The organism is Streptomyces sp. CB01635 (assembly GCF_002803065.1).
GTDB lineage: Bacteria > Actinomycetota > Actinomycetes > Streptomycetales > Streptomycetaceae > Streptomyces.
This window is the reverse complement of sequence record NZ_NNBL01000002.1, coordinates 179,209-197,339: the sequence shown is the minus strand read 5'-3', so window position 1 is coordinate 197,339 and position 18,131 is coordinate 179,209. Positions and strand designations below refer to the sequence as shown.

Genomic DNA, 18,131 nt, shown 5'->3' with positions numbered 1-18,131 from the left:
AGCCAGGTCACCTAGGGGGCATTTCGACCACATGCGACCTCAACTAGTAAAAGGGGCGATTGCCACCGTTGTCCGGGCCTGTTTGTCTGGAGGAGTCGCAAGGCGCCGACAGCCCCCACCAGGGCCCCGGCGCCTCTGTACGCCGCAGGGCGTGCAAAGCGGCCCCTGTCCCCCACGGAAGGATCACGCTTTGTCCGCCACCATCCTCCGCCGCATCGCCGCTCCGAAGAAGGCCCTCGCCGGTGTCGCCCTGGCTGCCGCCACGGCCGGCATGGTCATGGCCGCCGCCCCGGCGTCGAACGCCGCGGCCACCTCTTCGCCGAAGGCGATCGCCCAGCAGAAGATGAGCGCCGAACAGTTTGCGTGCTTCGACAAGATCGTGTCCCACGAGAGCGGCTGGAACGTCAACGCGACGAACGCGTCGTCCGGCGCCTACGGCCTGGTCCAGGCTCTGCCCGCCCACAAGATGGCCTCGGCCGGCGGCGACTGGAAGACCAACCCCGAGACCCAGATCAAGTGGGGCCTCACCTACATGAACGAGCGCTACGGCAGCCCCTGTGGCGCCTGGTCCCACTGGCAGTCCGCCGGCTCGTACTGAGCCCGGCCGGCCCCCAGCCGACCCGAGAAGGCGGCACCCTCCCCCCGTGGGAGGGTGCCGCCTTCGTCGTGCGTTCCGGGCCGCCCGGGAGCGGGCTCCCCTACAGCCGCTGGATGATCGTGCCCGTCGCCAGCCCGCCGCCCGCGCACATCGTGATCAGCGCGAACTCCTTGTCCTGGCGCTCCAGCTCATGCAGGGCCGTGGTGATGAGCCGGGCGCCGGTCGCGCCGACGGGGTGGCCGAGGGCGATGGCCCCGCCGTTCACGTTGACCTTCGCCAGGTCCTGCTCGAAGACCTGCGCCCAGCTGAGCACGACGGACGCGAACGCCTCGTTGATCTCGACGAGGTCGATGTCCTTGAGGGACATGCCCGACTTGCCGAGCACGGCGCGCGTGGCGTCGATCGGCCCGTCCAAGTGGAAGTGCGGGTCGGCGCCGACGAGAGCCTGGGCGACGATCCGGGCGCGCGGCTTGAGCTTCAGGGCGCGCGCCATCCGCTTGGACGCCCACATGATCGCCGAGGCGCCGTCGGATATCTGCGAGGAGTTGCCCGCGGTGTGCACGGCGGTCGGCATGACCGGCTTGAGCCCGCCAAGGCCCTCCATGGTCGTGTCGCGCAGGCCCTCGTCCCGGTCCACGAGCCGCCACATGCCCTGCCCGGCGGCCTGCTCGTCCTCGTTCGTGGGCACCTGCACGGCGAACGTCTCGCGCTTGAAGCGCTCCTCGGCCCACGCGGTCGCGGCGCGTTCCTGGGAGATGAGCCCCAGCGAGTCGACGTTCTCGCGGGTCAGTCCGCGGTGGCGCGCGATGCGCTCGGCGGCCTCGAACTGGTTGGGCAGGTCGACGTTCCACTCCTCGGGGAACGGCTTGCCGGGACCGTGCTTGGAGCCGGAGCCGAGCGGCACCCGCGACATCGCCTCGACCCCGCAGCTGATGCCGATGTCGATGACACCGGCGGCGATCATGTTGGCGGTCATGTGCGAGGCCTGCTGCGAGGAGCCGCACTGACAGTCGACGGTCGTGGCCGCCGTCTCGTAGGGCAGGCCCATGGTGAGCCAGGCCGTGCGCGCCGGATTCATGGACTGTTCGCCCGCGTGGGTCACCGTGCCGCCCACGATCTGCTCGACGCAGTCGGCGTGGATGCCGGTCCTGCCGAGCAGTTCCCGGTACGTCTCGCCGAGGAGATACGCGGGATGAAGATTGGCGAGCGCGCCTCCGCGCTTGCCGATCGGGGTACGTACGGCTTCGACGATGACGGGTTCCGCGGCCATGAGCTGTCGTCCTCTCCACACATTCCCGGACCGAACCAGAAGACGTAAGAACTAGAACGCGTACCAGTTCTCCGTGCAGTCTCGACGGTGCTACTCCCGGTACGCAAGGGTCGTGCACGTAACCGCGCGCGCAATCGGGCGTACCACGGGTCTTGCCACTTGTAGAACCCGTTACTACGGTGCCGACAAGCTGACGCCCCGTCAGACCGTCACCGGGAGTTGCCCATGCCGTGCCCAGCGCTGCCCGAAGGGTTCGACTTCACCGACCCCGACCTCCTCCAACGCCGTGTCCCCTTCCCCGAGTTCGCCCAGCTGCGGCAGACGGAACCGGTCCGGTGGATCGCCCAGCCGACCGGCATCTCCGGCTTCGGCGACTCGGGCTACTGGGCCGTGACCCGGCACGCGGACGTCAAGTACGTCTCCACGCGCCCCGAGCTGTTCTCCTCGAACCTCAACACGGCCGTCATCCGCTTCAACGAGTCGATCAGCCGCGACCAGATCGAGGTCCAGAAGCTGATCATGCTCAACATGGACCCGCCGGAGCACACCCGGGTGAGGCAGATCGTCCAGCGCGGCTTCACTCCCCGCGCCATCCGCTCGCTCGAGGACGCCCTGCGCACCCGTGCGGGCTCCATCGTCGAGACGGCGCTCGCGAACGCCGCGCCCGACGGCTCCTTCGACTTCGTCACGAACGTCGCCGTCGAACTCCCGCTCCAGGCCATCGCCGAGCTGATCGGCGTCCCCCAGGACGACCGCACCAAGATCTTCGACTGGTCCAACAAGATGGCCGCGTACGACGACCCGGAGTACGCGATCACCGAGGAGGTCGGCGCCGAGGCCGCCATGGAGATCGTCAGCTACGCCATGAACCTGGCCGCCGCCCGCAAGGAGTGCCCGGCCAAGGACATCGTGAGCCAGCTGGTGGCGGCGGAGGACGAGGGGAACCTCTCCTCGGACGAGTTCGGCTTCTTCGTGATCCTGCTCGCGGTGGCCGGAAACGAGACGACGCGCAACGCCATCACGCACGGCATGCACGCCTTCCTCACCAACCCGGACCAGTGGGAGCTGTTCAAGCGGGAGCGCCCGGAGTCGACGGCGGAGGAGATCGTCCGCTGGGCGACCCCCGTGGTCTCCTTCCAGCGCACCGCGACCCAGGACACGGAGCTCGGCGGCGCGCAGATCAAGAAGGGCGACCGGGTCGGCATCTTCTACTCGTCGGCCAACCACGACCCCGAGGTCTTCGACCGCCCCGATACGTTCGACATCACCCGCGACCCGAACCCGCACCTCGGATTCGGCGGCGGAGGCCCGCACTTCTGCCTCGGCAAGTCGCTGGCCACGCTCGAGATCAACCTCATCTTCAACGCCGTGGCCGACGCCATGCCGGACCTCCGCCTGACCGGCGACCCGCGCAGGCTCCGCTCTGCCTGGCTCAACGGCGTCAAGGAACTTCAGGTCAGCACCGGCTGACCGCGGGCGGCCGCACGCCGGCCCAGGGAGGCAGGGGCCATCCCCCTACGCCACGCTCCTGCCTCCTTGCCTGCCTCCCTGTCTCCCTGTCTCCCTGTCTCCCTGTCTCCCTGTCTCCCTGTCTCCCTGTCTCCCTGCGACACAAGCACTGCGCCGCGCTACGCGCCCGGTTCCGGGCACTCCGACGGCGAGGGACTGGGCGACGGGGACGGTGAAGGGGACTCGTCGGGGTCGGGCGAAGGGGACGGGGACGTCGTGTCCGTGGGGCAGTCCGTCGGCGGGGTACTGCCAGGGTCCGACGGGGTGCCAGGGTCCTGTGACGACGGGGGGTCGCTCGGGTCCGGTGACTGCGTGGGCGGATCCGACGGGTCACCGCTCGGGCCCGGGCCGGGACTGGGGTCGGGGCTGCCGCCGTCCGAGGGGCCGGAGGGGGTCGGATCGGGCCCGATGACGATCCCGCCGCCCCCGCCCTTGCCGGGGCCTTTGCCGCCGCCGACCGGGCTGGTCGCCGGGGTGTCGCCGCCCGCGCCGGGGCTCCTCGGGATCACACCCTTGCCGTCGGGCACGGTGTGCACGCCCTCGCGGTAGAACTCCATCCAGTACAGAACCAGTTGGAGATAGTCGCGTGAGTAGTTGTAACTGAGGATGGCGCGTTCGAGGCCGGCCGCACGGCTGACGTCACGGCTTCCGGCGCACAGGTAGTGGCCCGCCGTCAGGGCGGCGTCGAAGATGTTGTCGGGGTTCTTGTCCCCGTCGCCATTGCCGTCGGCACCCCAGCGCCGCCACGTCCCCGGCAGGAACTGCATCGGGCCGACCGCCCGGTCGTAGACCGTGTCACCGTCCCACGCCCCGCCGTCCGAGTCCCGGATCAGGGCGAACCCCTGGCCGTTGAGGGCGGGTCCGGTGATACGGCCCAGAGTCGTGCCGTGCGCGTCGACGGCGCCGCCGCGGGCCTGGCCCGACTCGACCTTGCCGATGGCGGCGAGCAGCTCCCAGGGCAGTCGGCAGCCCGCGTCGGTACGGGCGATCGCCGACTCGGCCCTGCGATAGGCGGCCAGGACGGTGGCCGGGATGCCGGACTGGGCGCGGATCCGGGCGGGCGGGTAGACGCGCGCGGGCGCGTCCGGGCTGTTCAGGGGCGGCAGTTCGGTGTGGTACGAGTCGTCGCCCTGCGAGTTCACGTAGGGCAGCGGAGCCTCGGCCGACGCGGGGTGCTCCGCGCTGTCGCCGCCTTTCCCGCCGCCCAACTCCTCGACGATTCCGGGCGCTTGGGACGCCGTGAGCAGGGCCACCGCGGCCGCGGCGACGGCGGTGCCACGCAGTCCGCGGCGGGTGCGGGCGTCGCGGGGGCGCAGGCGGGCGAGGAGGTGCGGTCCGCGCTTCACGGGGTTCACGGGGTTCACGGGTCGGACTCCTTGTCTCACGTGGTGGCGGAACGTGCCCTCACCGGCCGAAGGTGTCGATGCCGGAGACCAGCCAGCGGCCGTCCTGGCGCACCCATTCGACGGCGAACATGGCCCCGGCGTACGCCGTGCCGCTCTTGCCGTGCGTGGTGCTGCTGCTCTGGTCGGCGAAGACGAGGACCCGGGCCCGGTCGCCGCTGATGCGCTCCACGGCGCTCTCGGTGACCGTCGTCGTGATCACGGCCTTCGACTTGTCGGCCTGCGCGAGGACCGGGCCGAGCAGCTGCTTGTGCTCGGTCACGGCCCTCCCGGTGAGCAGCGAGGACACCGCCTCCCGGGCGACCTCGGGATGGGCGTAGTCGTACGAGAACAGGTCCGCCACGGCTTTGTCCGTGCGGCCCTTGATCTCGCTGGTGCGGGCGACGTCGGTGAGCGCGGTGTTCCGCGCGGCCGGCACGTCGCGCTCCGCGGCGGCCCGGGAGTGCGCCCACCCGGCGAACGCGCCCAGGAGGAGGGTGAGGACGCAGATGACGACGAGGGCGCGCCCGGGTGGGGAGTGCGGGTGGGAACTGGATTCTGCCGCTACGGGTTCCTTGACAGGCCGTTTCCGTAGTGGCGTCGGCTCCGTCACGGTTTCCGTGCGGCGTGGCCTGGGGGCCGCGGCCAGGCGGCGGGTGCGGTTGATGTGGTGGCGTGTCGTCGACATCGTCTGTCCGTCCTCTCCCGGCTCAGTCGGCCGAGGTGTCGCCCACCGGCGCCTGGCCCAGCGCGCTCAGTTTCCAGTGGCCCCTGGTCCGGGTGAGTTCGCCGAGCATGCGGCTGTCCTTGTCGGTCGCCTTGCTGCCCGGCGCGCGCACGGTGACGCGCAGCGCGACCAGTACGCGGGCGCGGCCCGCCCGTTCGTCGAGTTCGGTCACGGCGCCGGAGAGCACCTTCGCCGTGCTGACCGTCTTCGCCTGCCTGACCTGGTCCTCGAACTTCGCCCTCCCGGCGACGAGTTGGCTGTGCAGCTCGCCCGTCGTGGACGACTCCCACAGGTCGAGCCCGCGCTCCAGGCTGGTGTGGTCGAGCGTGTTGAGGTTCTGCACGGACTGCTCACCGGCCGACAGGGCGTTGTCGCGCTCGGTGGCGTACGCGGCGGACTCGTCGTGCGCGGCGTCGTACCAGGACACGCCGCCCCGGGCCGCGAACCCGCCCGCGACGAGCAGGAGCGCGAGCGCCGCCACGAGCAGCGGCTGCGCGACTAGGGCCACGCGGAGGGAACGGGTCGAACGCTGTCGGCGTGTGCGTGGCACAGGGGTGCCCCTCTCTGTCTCATCTCTGTCTCAGCGGGCCTTGATGTCGACGATCTGCCAGTGGTCCCCGCGCAGCCGCGCCGTCACGGACAGCTGGGCGGCGGACGACGTCGGCTTGCGGTCGCCGCGCCGCGCGGTCTGGTCGAGGAAGACGAGGAGCTGCGCGCTGTCGCCGTCGAGGCTGACCACCCCGGATCTGACGCTCTGGGTGGTGAGCGTGATGCGCTGGTCGGCGACGCGCGCGTGCACCTGCGCGAAGAGCTGCGTGTACTGCCGCGCCGCCCGCCCGCCGAGCAGCTCCCGCGCCGACCGCTCGGTGGCCCCGGTGCCGTCCGGCGTGTACGAGAAGATCCTGGCGAGCGCGCTGCTGACGTCACCGTTGACGCGGGTGGTGGCCTCGGTGTCGGTCAGGGCGTGATTGGCGGCGGCGGGCGTCGACCTCAGCTCCTGGGCCTTGACGAGGAGTCCGGCCCCGGCGAGTACGAGCACGGCGGCGACGCCACCGAGCAGGAGACGCCGGCGCCGGCCCTCATCCCTCTCGTTCGTCTCGTTCGTCTCGTTCGTCTCGTTCGTCTCGTTCGTCTCGTCCGACGCCTCCCGCACATCGGTCTCCCCCACGTCATCGGCCACCCTCACCACAGGCCCGATCCCGTCCCACGGAGTCACTGGTCCGAACCCCCCGAAGTCTCAGAACTGCCGTTCACCGGCACCGCGTTGAGCGCCTTGAGCTTCCAGCCGTCCGGCGTGCGGGCGAGTACCGCCTCCAGCCGTTTGCGGTCCTCGCTCGCCGGTGTGCCGGCCTTCGGTGTGACCGAGACGCGGACCGTCGCGATGACCTTCGCCGTGCCCGCGCGGGTGTCGAGCGCGGTCACGGCGGCCTCGGTGACCGTGCCGCGGGCGGAGGCGCCCGCCGCGGGCTTCGTACGCCCGAGTTCCGTGCGCAGCTCCCCCGTCGAGGCGTCGACCCAGGCGCGTACGCCCTTCCTGGCCCGCTCCGCCGTGGTCGCGTCGAGTGTGGTGAGCGTGGCGATGCCCTGGCGCCCGTCCGCGAGCACCTCGTCACGTGCCCTGCTGTAGGCGAGCGCATCGTCGCCGCGCGCCTGGGCGTAGGACACGGCGCCGTATCCGCAGAAGGCCGCCGCGGCCACGAGACCTGCCCCGGCCAGGGCGGCCCCGCGTCCGGCCCGGAACACCTTCATCTCCCGGATCACCTTCATCTCCCGCCTCCCGTGGTGAGCCCGAGCAGTCCGGCCATCCCGGTCGCACCACGCGCGTCGGCGAGGCCGAGCGCTCCCGGCAGCGCGGCGGTCTGCGGGGTGGCCGCGGGCGCCCGGTTCCCCGAGGGCAGCGACCCCGGTTTCGCGGGCTCCGGCACCGGGCCGCCCTTGGGGGCGTTCGCCGAGCCGCGTACGTTGATGCCGCTCGACGGCGGCGAGGCGCACCGGGCCTGGGTGTTGAGCGCGGGGGCCGTGCCGAGGTCGAGGCCGCTGCGGTAGCGCGTGCCGGAGTAGCCGGCCGTGCAGGGCAGCGGCTCGAAGAAGGTGACCGCCATGCCGAAGTTGACCTTGTCGCCGTCGACGACAGTGGCTCCCGCCGCTACCGCCTGCGGGAACTTCACGAGGAGTTCCTCGGTGCCGTGCTGCCGGGTGACGGCCACCTCGGACGTGGTGAGGAGGTTGGCGAGTACGACGCCGAGACTCGGGTCGAGGTCGCGCAGGAGGCCGCTCAGCTGGGTCGCCGCGCCGGGCGCCGCCTCGATGAGCCGGCGCAGGTCCGCGTCGGAGCCCTTCAGCGCGACCGCCAGTTCCTTGGCGCCGCCCGCGAAGTCCCGTATCGCCTGCCCCTCCTCGGCCTGGGTGCGCAGGACCACCTCGCCGTCCGCCATGAGCTTCGTCGTGGCGGGCAGCGCCCGGTCCGCGGCCCGCACGAAGTCGCTGCCGTTGTCCATCAGGACCTGGAGGTCCTCGCCCCGACCTTCGAAGGCCTTCCCGAACTCGTCGACGACGGTGCGCAGGGAGTCCAGGGGGACGGAGGACGTGAGGTCGTTCATGCTGGTCAGTACGGAGGTGACGGGCGCCGGGACGCTGGTCTGCGCCTCCTCGATGTGCGCGCCGTCGGCGAGGTAGGGGCCGCCGGCGCGCTCGGGCCGCAGGTCGATGTACTGCTCGCCGACCGCCGACAGGCTCGCCACGACGGCGTGCGCGTCGGTCGGGATGCGCGGGGCGGACTTCTTGATGCGCAGCTCGGCGACGACGCCGTCCGCGGTCAGCCCGATGGGCCCGACCCGGCCCACGGAGACGCCCCGGTAGGTGACGTCGGAGTAGGTGAACAGACCGCCCGTGCGCGGTAGTCGGACCTTGACCGTGTAGTAGTCGGCGACGCCGACGTACCGGCCGAGGTCCGCGTACCGGATGCCCAGGAAGCTGAGCACGAGGACGGCGATGACGAGGAAGGCGAGGTTCTTTAGTCGGATCGCGAGGGTGATCACGGGGCCTCACTCCCGGAAGCCGAAGCGGACGGAGTGGACGGCACCGACGGGAGCGGCAGGGGCGCGTCGGAGCCGCCCTTGCCGCCCTTCTTGTCCGAACCGGCCTTGCCCGGCGCCGCCTTCGCCGGTGAGGGCGACGGACTTCCCGACGGCGTCCCCGACGGCACCAGCGGAGGAATCACCTGCGTCCCCGGCGCCGCCACCACGTCCAGATACGTGTTGAGGTAGTCGCCCTTGACGCCCCGCAGCACCTCGTCGGTGAAGGGGTACGTCAGGAGCACCTGGAGCGAGTCCGGCAGGTCCTCGCCCGCGTCCGCCAGGGACTTGAGGGTCGGGGCGAGAGCCTTGAGGTCGGCGACCATGTCCTCCTTGCCCTGGTCGATGGTGGAGACGGCGACCGTCGAGAGCCGGTCGAGGGAGCGCAGCATCGTCAGGAGCGAACCCCGTTGCTCCTCAAGGGTCTTGAGGCCCGGAGAGAGGTCCGTGAGGACCGCGCCGACGTCCTGCTTGCGCGTCGCGAGGGTCGCCGAGAGTTTGTTGACGCCGTCGAGCGCGTCGGTGATGTCACCGCGGTGGTCGTCCAGGCTGGTCACCAGCTTGTTCACCCGTTTCAGCATCGAGCGGACCTGGGGTTCACGGCCGCCGATCGCGGCGTTGAGTTCCTTGGTGATGGTCTTGAGCTGATTGACGCCCCCGCCGTTGAGGAGCAGGGACAGCGCGCCGAACACCTCCTCGACCTCGGTGTTGCGGCTGGTGCGCGCGAGCGGGATGGTGACGCCGTCGGCCAGCGTGGAGCCAGAACCTCCGGCCGGCGCGGAGGCAACCTCCTTGGGAGCGATCAGCTGGATGTACTTCTCCCCGAGCAGGCTCGACTGCTCAAGGCGTGCCGTCGTGTCCGCCGGCAGCCGCACGTCCCCGTTGATCTTCATCGTGACCCGGGCCGTCCAGTCGTTCCCGCCCAGCCGGATGTCGGTCACCCGCCCCACCGCGACGTCATTGACCTTGACCGCGGACTGCGGCACGAGGCTGAGCACATCGGCGAGTTCGGCGCGCACGGTGTACGGATGGCTGCCGAGGTCGGCGCCGCCGGGCAGCGGCAGGTCCTCGATGCCGTCGAACTTCGGCGCCGTCACGGAGAACGCGCCGAACGCGAGCGCGAACCCGAGCCCGACCGCGAGCAGCCCGCCGAGCCCCACGCCCGCGGCCCCCACCGCACTGCCGGTCCTGAACCCTCGCATCACCGACCGCCTCCCCCGACCGCGGGCAGCGGCAGCAGATCCCCGCCCATGCTGATCTCGTTGAGGTTCGTACGCCCGTCGAGCGTGCGGCCGTCCTTGTCGTACGTGTTGACGACGTTTCCCGTGGCGAGAGGCGCCGTGTCGAGCGCCTCCGCGAGCGAGGCGCGCTGTCTGACGAGGGTCTGCGTGATCGGCACGAGCTTGTCGACGTTCTTCTTCAGCTCGCCGCGGTTGTCCTCGATGAACGTCTTGACCTGGCCGAGCGCCGTGCCGAGCTCCTTCAGTGCGCCCGTCAGGTCGTCCTTGTTGTCGGCGAAGAACCCGACGACGTCATCGAGGCGTTCCTGCGCCGTGCGCACCCCGCCGTCCTTGTCCTTGAGCATCGTGGTGAACGCCTGGAGCTGCGCGAGCGTCGTGAAGAGGTCGTCACTGCTGCCGTCGAGGGTCTTGGCGGCCTTGCCGAACTGCTCGATGCTCTCGCCGATCGCGGTGCCGTTCCCGTCGAGGTTCTTCGCCCCGGTGTCGAGGAGGTCGGAGAGGGCGCCCTGCGCGTTGGCGCCGTTCGGGCCGAGGGCGTCGCCGAGTTCGGTGATGCTGTCGTAGAGCTGGTCGATCTCCACGGGGGTGCGGTTGCGGGACGCCGGCAGCACGGCGCCCGCGGCCAGTGCGGGTCCCGCGGTGTAGGCGGGGGTGAGCTGGACGTACCGGTCGGCGACGATGCTGGGCGCGACGACCACGGCCCGCGCACCCTCGGGAACCCGTACGCCTTCGTCGAGGCCGAGGATCACCCGCACCTGCTTTCCCTGCGGGTGCACGGAGCCGACCGAACCCACGCGCACGCCGAGGATCCGCACGTCGGATCCGGCGTAGACGCCGACGGCCCGGTCGAAGTACGCGGTCACGGTGGTCCCGCCCCCGCCGAGGGCCCGTACCCCCACGAGACCGCCCGCCGCGAGCACCGCCAACACGACGACTCCCACGACGATGTGGCGTCTTCTGCCGCTGATCCATGCGCGCGTCACCGGCCCGCCCCCTTCGCGCTCGCACCCTGCTGCGGTGGCTTGCAGTCCGTCGTCCGCTGTTCCTTCGGGAGGTACTCGGGAGGCACGACGCCGCACAGGTAGCTGTCGAACCAGCGGCCGTTGCCGAGGGTGTTCCCGATGAGCCGGTAGTAGGGACCGACGAGCGCCAGTGTCCTGTCGAGGTTCTTGTTGTTCTTCTCCAGGACGGTGGTGACCCGGCCGAGCGCCTTGAGCGTCGGACCGAGCTGCTTGTCGTTGTCGTCGACGACGCCCTTCAGCTCCGTGCCGAGTTCCTTGCTGCCCTTGAGCAGCGCCTTGACGGCGGCGCGCCGGTCCTTCAGCTCGCCGAGGAGCGAGCCCCCGTCGTCGATGAGCGTCTCGAAGCTGGACTTCTTCGACTTGAGGGTCTTCGTCAACTGGCGGCTGCCCTTGAGCAGTTCGGCGAGCTGTGTGTCCCGCTTGGACACGGACTTCGACAGCTCGGAGAGCCCCGTCGCCGCGGCGCGCACGTCGGGGGGCGAGTCCTTGAAGGTGTCCGAGATGGTCTCGAAGCTCTTGGCGAGCTGCGCGGTGTCGATCTCGTCGACGGTGCTGCTGAGGTCCTGGAACGCCTGCGTGACGTCGTACGGCGAGGTGGTCCGGCTGACCGGGATGCGGCTGCCGGGGTCCTGGCGGGCGGAGCCCAGCGGGTCGACGGCCAGGTACTTGTCGCCGAGGAGGGTCTTGATGGCGATGGCCGCGGTGGACCGGTCGCCGATCCAGGCGTCGCCGGCGTCGAAGGTGACCCTCACCCGGCCGCCGTCCAGCGAGACGCCGGTGACCTCGCCGACCTTGACGCCCGCGATCCGCACCTCGTCGCCCTCGCCCAGACCCGCGGCCTCGGTGAAGTCGGCGGTGTATGCGGTGCCGGACCCGACGAGCGGGAGCCGGTCGGCGTTGAAGGCCAGGAGCGCCACGACGGCGAGCACGACGAGCCCGGCCAGGGCGACGGCCACGGGGTTGCGTTCCTTCATGGGTTTCGGTCTGGGCAGTCTCATCCCCGGCACCTCTCCTGGGTGAGGGCGATTCCGGTCGGCGGCCTGGACCCGTCGCTGGTCGTGACGCCGCTGATCCTGGCCTCGCAGAGATAGAGGTTGAACCAGGACCCGTACGACGAAAGGCGCGACAGGGCCGTCAGCTTCGCCGGGGACTTGTTCAGGAAGTTCTCGATCTGCGGGATGTTGTCGCCCAACGAGCCGGAGAGGCGGCCGAGTTGGCTGATGTCCTGCTTGAGCGGTTCGCGGCCCTCCTGGAGAAGTCCGGCGGTCGCGGTCGTCAGGTCGCCCATCGCGGTGACGGCCTTGCCGAGGGGTTTGCGGTCGCTGTTGAAGCCGGACACCATCGCCCTGAGCGTCTCGACGAGGTCCTTGAAGCCGGCCTCTCGGGTGTTGATGGTGGTCAGAACGGTGTTGAGGTTGCCGACGACCTCGCCGATCACCTCGTCCTTCGCGGCGACGGTCTTGGTGAGGGACCCGACGTGCTCGATGAGGCTGTCGACGGTTCCGCCCTCGCCCTGGAGTACCTGCACGATCGACCCGGCGAGCTGGTTGACGTCCTTCGGGGAGAGGCCCTCGAAGAGCGGCTTGAAGCCGTTGAAGAGGAGCGTCAGGTCGAGTGCGGGCGTCGTGCGGTCGAGGGGGATGGCGTCCCCGGGCCGCAGCGTGCCGCCGACTGCTCCGCTGCCCCGGCCGAGTGCGACATAGCGCTGTCCGACCATGTTCAGGTACTTCACGGAGGCGGTCACGGAACCGGGCAGGTCGCGCTCGTCCCGGACGGAGAAGGTGACCTGCGCGGTGCGGTGGCGCACCACGCGGACGTCGGTCACCTCGCCGACCTTCACCCCCGAGATCCGTACGCTGTCGCCCTCCATCAGGCCGGTGACGTCGGTGAAGAGGGCCTTGTACTGCGTCGTGGGGCCGCCCACGCCGGTGTTGGCGATGCTGAAGCCGAGGACGGTCGTCGCGAGGGCGGTGACGAGTACGAAGACGAGGGACTTGACGACGGGTCCCGTGAGGCTCTTCCGCTTGATCCTGCTGTCCGCGACCATCTCGCCGGTGTCGCTCACTTGAGTTTCACCTCCGCTCCCCGGAAGGCGGGCCCGGCGAGCAGGCTGCTCCAGTCGGGCAGGTCGTCGGGCCGCTCCTTCATGGCGGGCGCGAGGAGTTCGTTGACGAGGTCGTTCTCCTGCGGCGAGTTGGCGGGACCGAGGTCCTGTTCTGCCGACACGGCGGTCGCGGGGGCCTTGGCGGGTGCGCCGAGGTAGGGCACGGGGTAGCAGTGCGGGCCGCCGCCGGAGCCGTAGACGGGGGTGTCGTGTCCGGGGACGTAGGCGCCGCGCGCGGGCACCGTGGTGACGCTGACGTGCAGGCCCGGCTCGCCCGTGCCCTTGCCGAGCGCCTTGTCCATGCGGGGCACGAAGTCGGCGAGGGTGCGCAGGGTGCACGGGAAGGACGAGGAGTACCTGCCGAGGAGTTCGAGGGTCGGCCGGCTCGTGGCGCTCAGCCGGATGATGTTGTCCTTGTTCTGCTGGAGGAAGGCCGTCAGGTCCTCGGCGGTCCTGGTCGTGCCCCCGTAGGTGGCGGCCAGGTCCTTTTCCTTCTCCGCGATCGTGCCGCTGGTGGTGGTGAAGTCGGTGAGTGCGTCGAGGACGTCGGGCGCGGCGTCCGCGTAGACGTGGCTGACCTTCACCAGCTCCTTCAGATCGCGGGTGAGGGTGGGCAGGTTCGGATTGAACTTCCGCAGATGTGCGTCGAGTTGGGCGAGGGTGTCGCCGAGCTGGTCGCCGCGCCCGCCGAGGGCCTGGGCGACGGCGGACAGGGTGGCGGAGAGCTTCTGCGGCTGCACGGCGGTCAGCATCGGCAGCACGTTGTCGAGAACCTGCTGGAGTTCGACCGCGTTCTGCGAGCGGTCCTGCGGAATGATGGCCCCGGCCGGCAGCGGCTCGGCGGACGGGTTCGCGGGCGGTACGAGCGCCACGAACCGCTCCCCGAACAGGGTCGTCGGCAGCATCTGCGCCCGTACGTCGGACGGCACCTGCCGCAGCGCGCCCGGCTTCAGGGCGAGGGTCAGCCGGGCGCCGGTCCTGGTCGTGTCGATCTTCCGGACCTCGCCGAGGACGACGCCGCGCAGCTTCACCTCCGCGCCCAGGTGCATCTCGTTGCCGACGCTGCCGGTCTCGACGGTCACCGGGTCCGAGCGCGTGAAGTCCTTGTTGTAGACGGCGACCGCGAGCCAGATCAGCAGTGCGGGCACCAGCAGGAACACGACGCCGGCGAGTCTGCGGCGCACGGCGGAGGTCTTCGCTTCGCTCATGTCACCCCGCCACCTTCACCGTCGTGGTCGCTCCCCACAGGGCCAGCGAGAGGAAGAAGTCGGTGACGCTGATCAGGACGATGGCGTTGCGCACGGACCGGCCGACGGCGACGCCGACCCCGGCGGGACCGCCGCTCGCGCGGAAGCCGTAGTAGCAGTGGGCGACGATCACCATGACGCTGAAGATCAGCACCTTGAGCACGGAGAGCAGCACGTCGGCCGGGGACAGGAAGAGATTGAAGTAGTGGTCGTACGTGCCCTGCGACTGGCCGTTGAACCAGACGGTCACGTAGCGGGACGCAAGATAGGAGGACAGGAGCCCGATCGCGTACAGCGGGACGATCGCGACGACGCCCGCGATGATGCGGGTGGTGACGAGGTAGGGCATGGAGCGGATACCCATGCCTTCCAGGGCGTCGACCTCCTCGTTGATGCGCATGGCGCCGAGCTGCGCGGTGAATCCGGCGCCGACGGTCGCGGACAGGGCGAGACCGGCGACCAGGGGTGCGATCTCGCGGGTGTTGAAGTAGGCGGACACGAAGCCGGTGAAGGCGGCGGTGCCGATCTGGTCCAGGGCGGCGTATCCCTGGAGTCCCACGACGGTGCCGGTGAACACGGTCATCGCGAACATCACGCCGATGGTGCCGCCGATGACGCCGAGCCCGCCGGACCCGAAGGCGACCTCGGCGAGCAGGCGCTGCACCTCTTTCAGATAGCGCCGCAGGGTGCGCGGAATCCAGACCAACGCCCGTACGTAGAAGATGAGTTGGTCGCCAGAGCGGTCGAGCCAGACGAGCGGGGATGCCATCGCGGTCAGCCACCCTTCGGCGGAACGATCTGGAGGTAGATCCCCGTCAGCACCATGTTCACGAAGAACAGGAGCATGAAGGTGATGACGACGGACTGGTTGACCGCGTCGCCGACGCCCTTGGGGCCGCCGCGCGGGTTGAGGCCGCGGTAGGCGGCGACGATCCCGGCGATGAACCCGAAGATCAGCGCCTTGAGTTCGCTGACGTAGAGGTCGGGGAGCTGGGCGAGCGCGGAGAAGCTGGAAAGGTACGCGCCCGGGGTGCCGCCCTGCAGGACGATGTTGAAGAAGTAGCCGCCGAGGGTGCCGACGACGGAGACCATGCCGTTGAGGAGGAGCGCCACGGACATGGTGGCGAGCACGCGCGGCACGACGAGCCGCTGCACGGGCGAGACGCCCATGACCTCCATGGCGTCCAGCTCCTCGCGGATCTTGCGGGAGCCGAGGTCGGCGCAGATGGCGGAGCCGCCCGCGCCGGAGATGAGCAGCGCCACGATGAGCGGGCTCGCCTGCTGGATGACGGCGAGGACGCTGGCGCCTCCGGTGAACGACTGGGCGCCCAACTGCTCGGTGAGGGAACCCACTTGGAGGGCGATCACGGCGCCGAACGGGATGGAGACGAGGGCGGCCGGCAGGATCGTCACGCTCGCGATGAACCAGAACTGCTCGACGAACTCCCTGAACTGGAAGGGCCGGCGGAAGATCGCCCGGGCCACTTCGAGGGCGAGGGCGAAGAGGCGTCCGGTCTGACGGAGGGCGCCGAGGCCGGGAACGGGAGCGCGGGGTCCGCGGTCCTTCGGCGGCCCGGCCTCCGGTTCCGGTTCTGCGGGTCTCTCCGGGGGCTGCCGCTCGTCGAGGCTCATGAGCCGCCCCCGGCCGACGGCATCGCGAGGGTCGGCGCTTCGCCGCTGTCGGCGTACGTCGTCTCGATCGCGGCCCGCGCGGCCGGCGGCAGCCCGTCCAGCATGCCGAGGACGCGTTCGCGGCGCCGGGCGACGGCCCTGCGCGGCGGCAGCCCGGGCGAGGGTTCGAGCTGCGGCACGATCACCCGTGGCACGGGCTCCTCGTCGGGCGAGCGGCCGGCGGCCTCGGCGGCGAGCGTCGCGGCGTCCTTCTCCTCGGACATGCCGATGGGCCCTTCCACGCTGCCGCTCAGGAACTGCGACACGACGGGCTCCTCGCTGGTCAGGAGCACCTCGCGCGGCCCGAACGTGACGAGGCCGCGGCGGAACAGCATGCCCATGTTGTCGGGCACGGTGGAGGCGATGTCGAGGTTGTGCGTGACGATGAGCATCGTCGCGTCGATCTGCGCGTTCAGGTCGACCAGGAGCTGGGAGATGAACGCGGTGCGGACCGGGTCGAGCCCGGAGTCCGGCTCGTCGCAGAGGATGATCTGCGGGTCGAGGACTAGGGCGCGGGCGAGGCCGGCCCGCTTGCGCATGCCGCCGCTGATCTCCCCCGGCAGCTTCCCCTCCGCGCCGAGGAGTCCGACGATGTCGATCCGCTCCATGACGATGCGGCGGATCTCGGACTCCTTCTTCCTCGTGTGCTCGCGCAGCGGGAAGGCGATGTTGTCGAAGAGGGACATGGAGCCGAAGAGGGCACCGTCCTGGAACATGAGGCCGAACAGCTTCCGGGTCTCGTAGATGTCGCGCTCGCGGCTCCCCGCCATGTCGACACCGTCGATGAGGACCCGGCCGCGCTCCGGCTTGAGCAGACCGATGATCGACTTCAGGAAGACGGTCTTGCCGGTCCCGGACGGCCCGAGCATGACGCTGATCTCACCGGCGGGCAGGGTGAGCGACACGTCCCGCCAGATGTTCTGCCTACCGAAGGACTTCGTCAGGCCTTCGACCTTGACCTCGATTCCCATCTCACCTCCAGCAAGCTCGAACGGATTTCTTCGGACTTGTAACCCCCGTGACAGGCGAGCACCGAGGGTGCGCACGGTAAGGCGACCGGAAACGCCCCGACAAGACCCCGGAGTGACATTCCCGCCCCCTTCCCCGAAATTGTCGCCGGGCGATAATTCACGTCGCTCGATTTGTCATCGCGGAGATACATCACGTGATGAAAAGCGGGGCCTCGCGCTTCCGGAGGGTTGGATTCGCAAGGCCCCGCTTACGGAGGCATCCGGCACGGAAGGAGGGTCGGCCGGACGTTTCCCCGTTGCCACTCCGGGCCGACAAGGGGGCGTCGACCTGGAGTTCAGCGGCCACGACAGGACGTTACGGCCGGGTAACCTCCACCGGCAATACCGGTGTCCGAGTTTTCGCACAAGCCGTACACGCCATGTCGACTTTCCTCACCGCGGAGCCAATACACGCCTTCTGGTTTCTCACCTGGGAAACAGAACGGAGGACCCCGAAAAAGAATCATGGACAGCGGGATTGTTCCGTGAAGTTTCCGGCCAGTAACGTCACGGCTCGCGACTCTCGGCCTGTGCGAATCGATGCGGGGCCGGCCACCCCGACTCGACGCAGGCGAATCCGAATTGGACGATTCCGGAGGACCAGCATGAAGTCTCCCCTCAAGAAGACCGCACTCGTCGTCGCGGCGGCGGGCGCCGCCCTTGGCCTCGCGGCCGCACCGTCGTCAGCCGCCTCGACCAACTGGGCAGTGGGCCCGAACTCCCCCGAGACGGTGACCGCGACCTCGTCGAACGTGCTCCTCGGAGTCAACGGCATCGACATGACGTGCACCTACGCGGACGCCACCGCGGCCCTGCAGAGCGCCACCGGGAACCCCGCGCAGGTCGGCACCATCGCCCCGGCCAACTTCGGCCGCTCCGGTGAGCCGTGCACCAGCATCCTCGGCAACGTCACCACCACGACCACCACACCGTGGCGCCTGTGGGTGGAGGGCGACTACGACGCGGCCACCGGGACGTCGCCGGGCTTCATCGACAACATCAAGGCGACGGTCACCGTGGCGACCTGCAGCTTCGACGTCACCGGCACCGCGCACGGCAGCTACAAGAACGGCGGCACCGGCACGGCCGGCAAGCTCACCGTCGCGACGAACGCCACCGAACTCACCACGTCCAACGTCAGTGCGGGCTGCGCCGGGATCATCTCCAACGGCGACCACCCGTCCTTCAACGGCGTGTACGACGTGGTCGTCTCCGGCACCTCGAACGGCGCCACCATCGTCGGTTCGTAGCCACACAGTTCGACCTCTCCCCGTCC

18 protein-coding genes are annotated in these 18,131 nt (G+C 70.1%); 3 read left to right on the top strand and 15 right to left on the bottom strand.

Annotation, left to right across the window (positions count from 1 at the left end):
- Positions 1–190 precede the first annotated feature (190 nt).
- A complete protein-coding gene (locus tag CG723_RS04925; protein ID WP_234374151.1) occupies positions 191–598 on the top strand; it encodes a transglycosylase SLT domain-containing protein in 408 nt (135 codons plus the stop codon).
- Positions 599–698: 100 nt separating this feature from the next.
- On the opposite strand, the gene CG723_RS04920 is transcribed toward CG723_RS04925, so the two are convergent.
- Positions 699–1,868: a steroid 3-ketoacyl-CoA thiolase gene (locus tag CG723_RS04920; RefSeq protein WP_100591989.1), complete on the bottom strand. Its 1,170-nt coding sequence runs from the start codon at positions 1,866–1,868 to the stop codon at positions 699–701.
- 225 nt (positions 1,869–2,093) lie between these two features.
- Here CG723_RS04920 and CG723_RS04915 point away from each other — a divergent pair, with 225 nt between their 5' ends.
- Positions 2,094–3,338: a cytochrome P450 gene (locus CG723_RS04915; protein WP_100591988.1), complete on the top strand. Its 1,245-nt coding sequence runs from the start codon at positions 2,094–2,096 to the stop codon at positions 3,336–3,338.
- A 158-nt stretch (positions 3,339–3,496) separates the two neighbouring features.
- Here CG723_RS04915 and CG723_RS04910 read toward each other — a convergent pair whose 3' ends face one another.
- The 14 genes from CG723_RS04910 to CG723_RS04845 all read right to left on the bottom strand — a co-directional run bounded on the left by CG723_RS04910 (position 3,497) and on the right by CG723_RS04845 (position 16,816).
- Complete coding sequence (locus CG723_RS04910) at positions 3,497–4,741, bottom strand: lytic transglycosylase domain-containing protein (RefSeq protein WP_442802523.1); 1,245 nt, start codon at positions 4,739–4,741, stop codon at positions 3,497–3,499.
- 40 nt (positions 4,742–4,781) lie between these two features.
- Complete coding sequence (locus CG723_RS04905) at positions 4,782–5,447, bottom strand: hypothetical protein (protein WP_100591987.1); 666 nt, start codon at positions 5,445–5,447, stop codon at positions 4,782–4,784.
- Between the two features lie 22 nt (positions 5,448–5,469).
- On the bottom strand, positions 5,470–5,994 hold the full coding sequence (locus CG723_RS04900; RefSeq protein ID WP_100591986.1) for a hypothetical protein: 525 nt from the start codon (positions 5,992–5,994) through the stop codon (positions 5,470–5,472).
- A gap of 72 nt (positions 5,995–6,066) precedes the next feature.
- The gene (locus CG723_RS04895) at positions 6,067–6,654 is read right to left on the bottom strand and encodes a hypothetical protein (protein ID WP_442802522.1); all 588 of its coding nucleotides are present in this window, start codon (positions 6,652–6,654) and stop codon (positions 6,067–6,069) included.
- Between the two features lie 44 nt (positions 6,655–6,698).
- Entirely contained in the window at positions 6,699–7,253 is a 555-nt protein-coding gene (locus CG723_RS04890) for a hypothetical protein (protein WP_442802521.1), read from the bottom strand.
- Positions 7,250–8,524, bottom strand: a complete 1,275-nt coding sequence (locus CG723_RS04885; RefSeq protein WP_100591984.1) for an MCE family protein — start codon at positions 8,522–8,524, stop codon at positions 7,250–7,252. The genes CG723_RS04890 and CG723_RS04885 overlap by 4 nt, the downstream gene beginning before the upstream one ends.
- Positions 8,521–9,762 carry an MCE family protein gene (locus CG723_RS04880; protein WP_100591983.1) on the bottom strand — a complete coding sequence of 414 codons (1,242 nt, stop codon included), beginning with the start codon at positions 9,760–9,762 and terminating at the stop codon, positions 8,521–8,523. Before CG723_RS04880 ends, CG723_RS04885 begins: the two co-directional genes overlap by 4 nt.
- Positions 9,762–10,784 carry an MCE family protein gene (locus tag CG723_RS04875; protein WP_234374150.1) on the bottom strand — a complete coding sequence of 341 codons (1,023 nt, stop codon included), beginning with the start codon at positions 10,782–10,784 and terminating at the stop codon, positions 9,762–9,764. Before CG723_RS04875 ends, CG723_RS04880 begins: the two co-directional genes overlap by 1 nt.
- Positions 10,781–11,821, bottom strand: coding sequence for an MCE family protein (locus tag CG723_RS04870; protein ID WP_100591982.1), 1,041 nt, complete (start codon positions 11,819–11,821; stop codon positions 10,781–10,783). Before CG723_RS04870 ends, CG723_RS04875 begins: the two co-directional genes overlap by 4 nt.
- A complete protein-coding gene (locus tag CG723_RS04865) occupies positions 11,818–12,870 on the bottom strand; it encodes an MCE family protein (protein ID WP_100592560.1) in 1,053 nt (350 codons plus the stop codon). Before CG723_RS04865 ends, CG723_RS04870 begins: the two co-directional genes overlap by 4 nt.
- A 14-nt stretch (positions 12,871–12,884) precedes the next feature.
- The gene (locus CG723_RS04860; protein WP_100591981.1) at positions 12,885–14,135 is read right to left on the bottom strand and encodes an MCE family protein; all 1,251 of its coding nucleotides are present in this window, start codon (positions 14,133–14,135) and stop codon (positions 12,885–12,887) included.
- A gap of 1 nt (position 14,136) precedes the next feature.
- Entirely contained in the window at positions 14,137–14,943 is an 807-nt protein-coding gene (locus CG723_RS04855; protein WP_100591980.1) for an MlaE family ABC transporter permease, read from the bottom strand.
- Between the two features lie 5 nt (positions 14,944–14,948).
- The gene (locus CG723_RS04850; RefSeq protein ID WP_234374149.1) at positions 14,949–15,806 is read right to left on the bottom strand and encodes an MlaE family ABC transporter permease; all 858 of its coding nucleotides are present in this window, start codon (positions 15,804–15,806) and stop codon (positions 14,949–14,951) included.
- Entirely contained in the window at positions 15,803–16,816 is a 1,014-nt protein-coding gene (locus CG723_RS04845) for an ABC transporter ATP-binding protein (protein WP_100591979.1), read from the bottom strand. The genes CG723_RS04850 and CG723_RS04845 overlap by 4 nt, the downstream gene beginning before the upstream one ends.
- Positions 16,817–17,460: 644 nt before the next feature.
- On the opposite strand from CG723_RS04845, the gene CG723_RS04840 reads away from it, so the two are divergent.
- Positions 17,461–18,105, top strand: coding sequence for a hypothetical protein (locus tag CG723_RS04840; protein ID WP_100591978.1), 645 nt, complete (start codon positions 17,461–17,463; stop codon positions 18,103–18,105).
- The last annotated feature ends 26 nt before the right edge of the window (positions 18,106–18,131 follow it).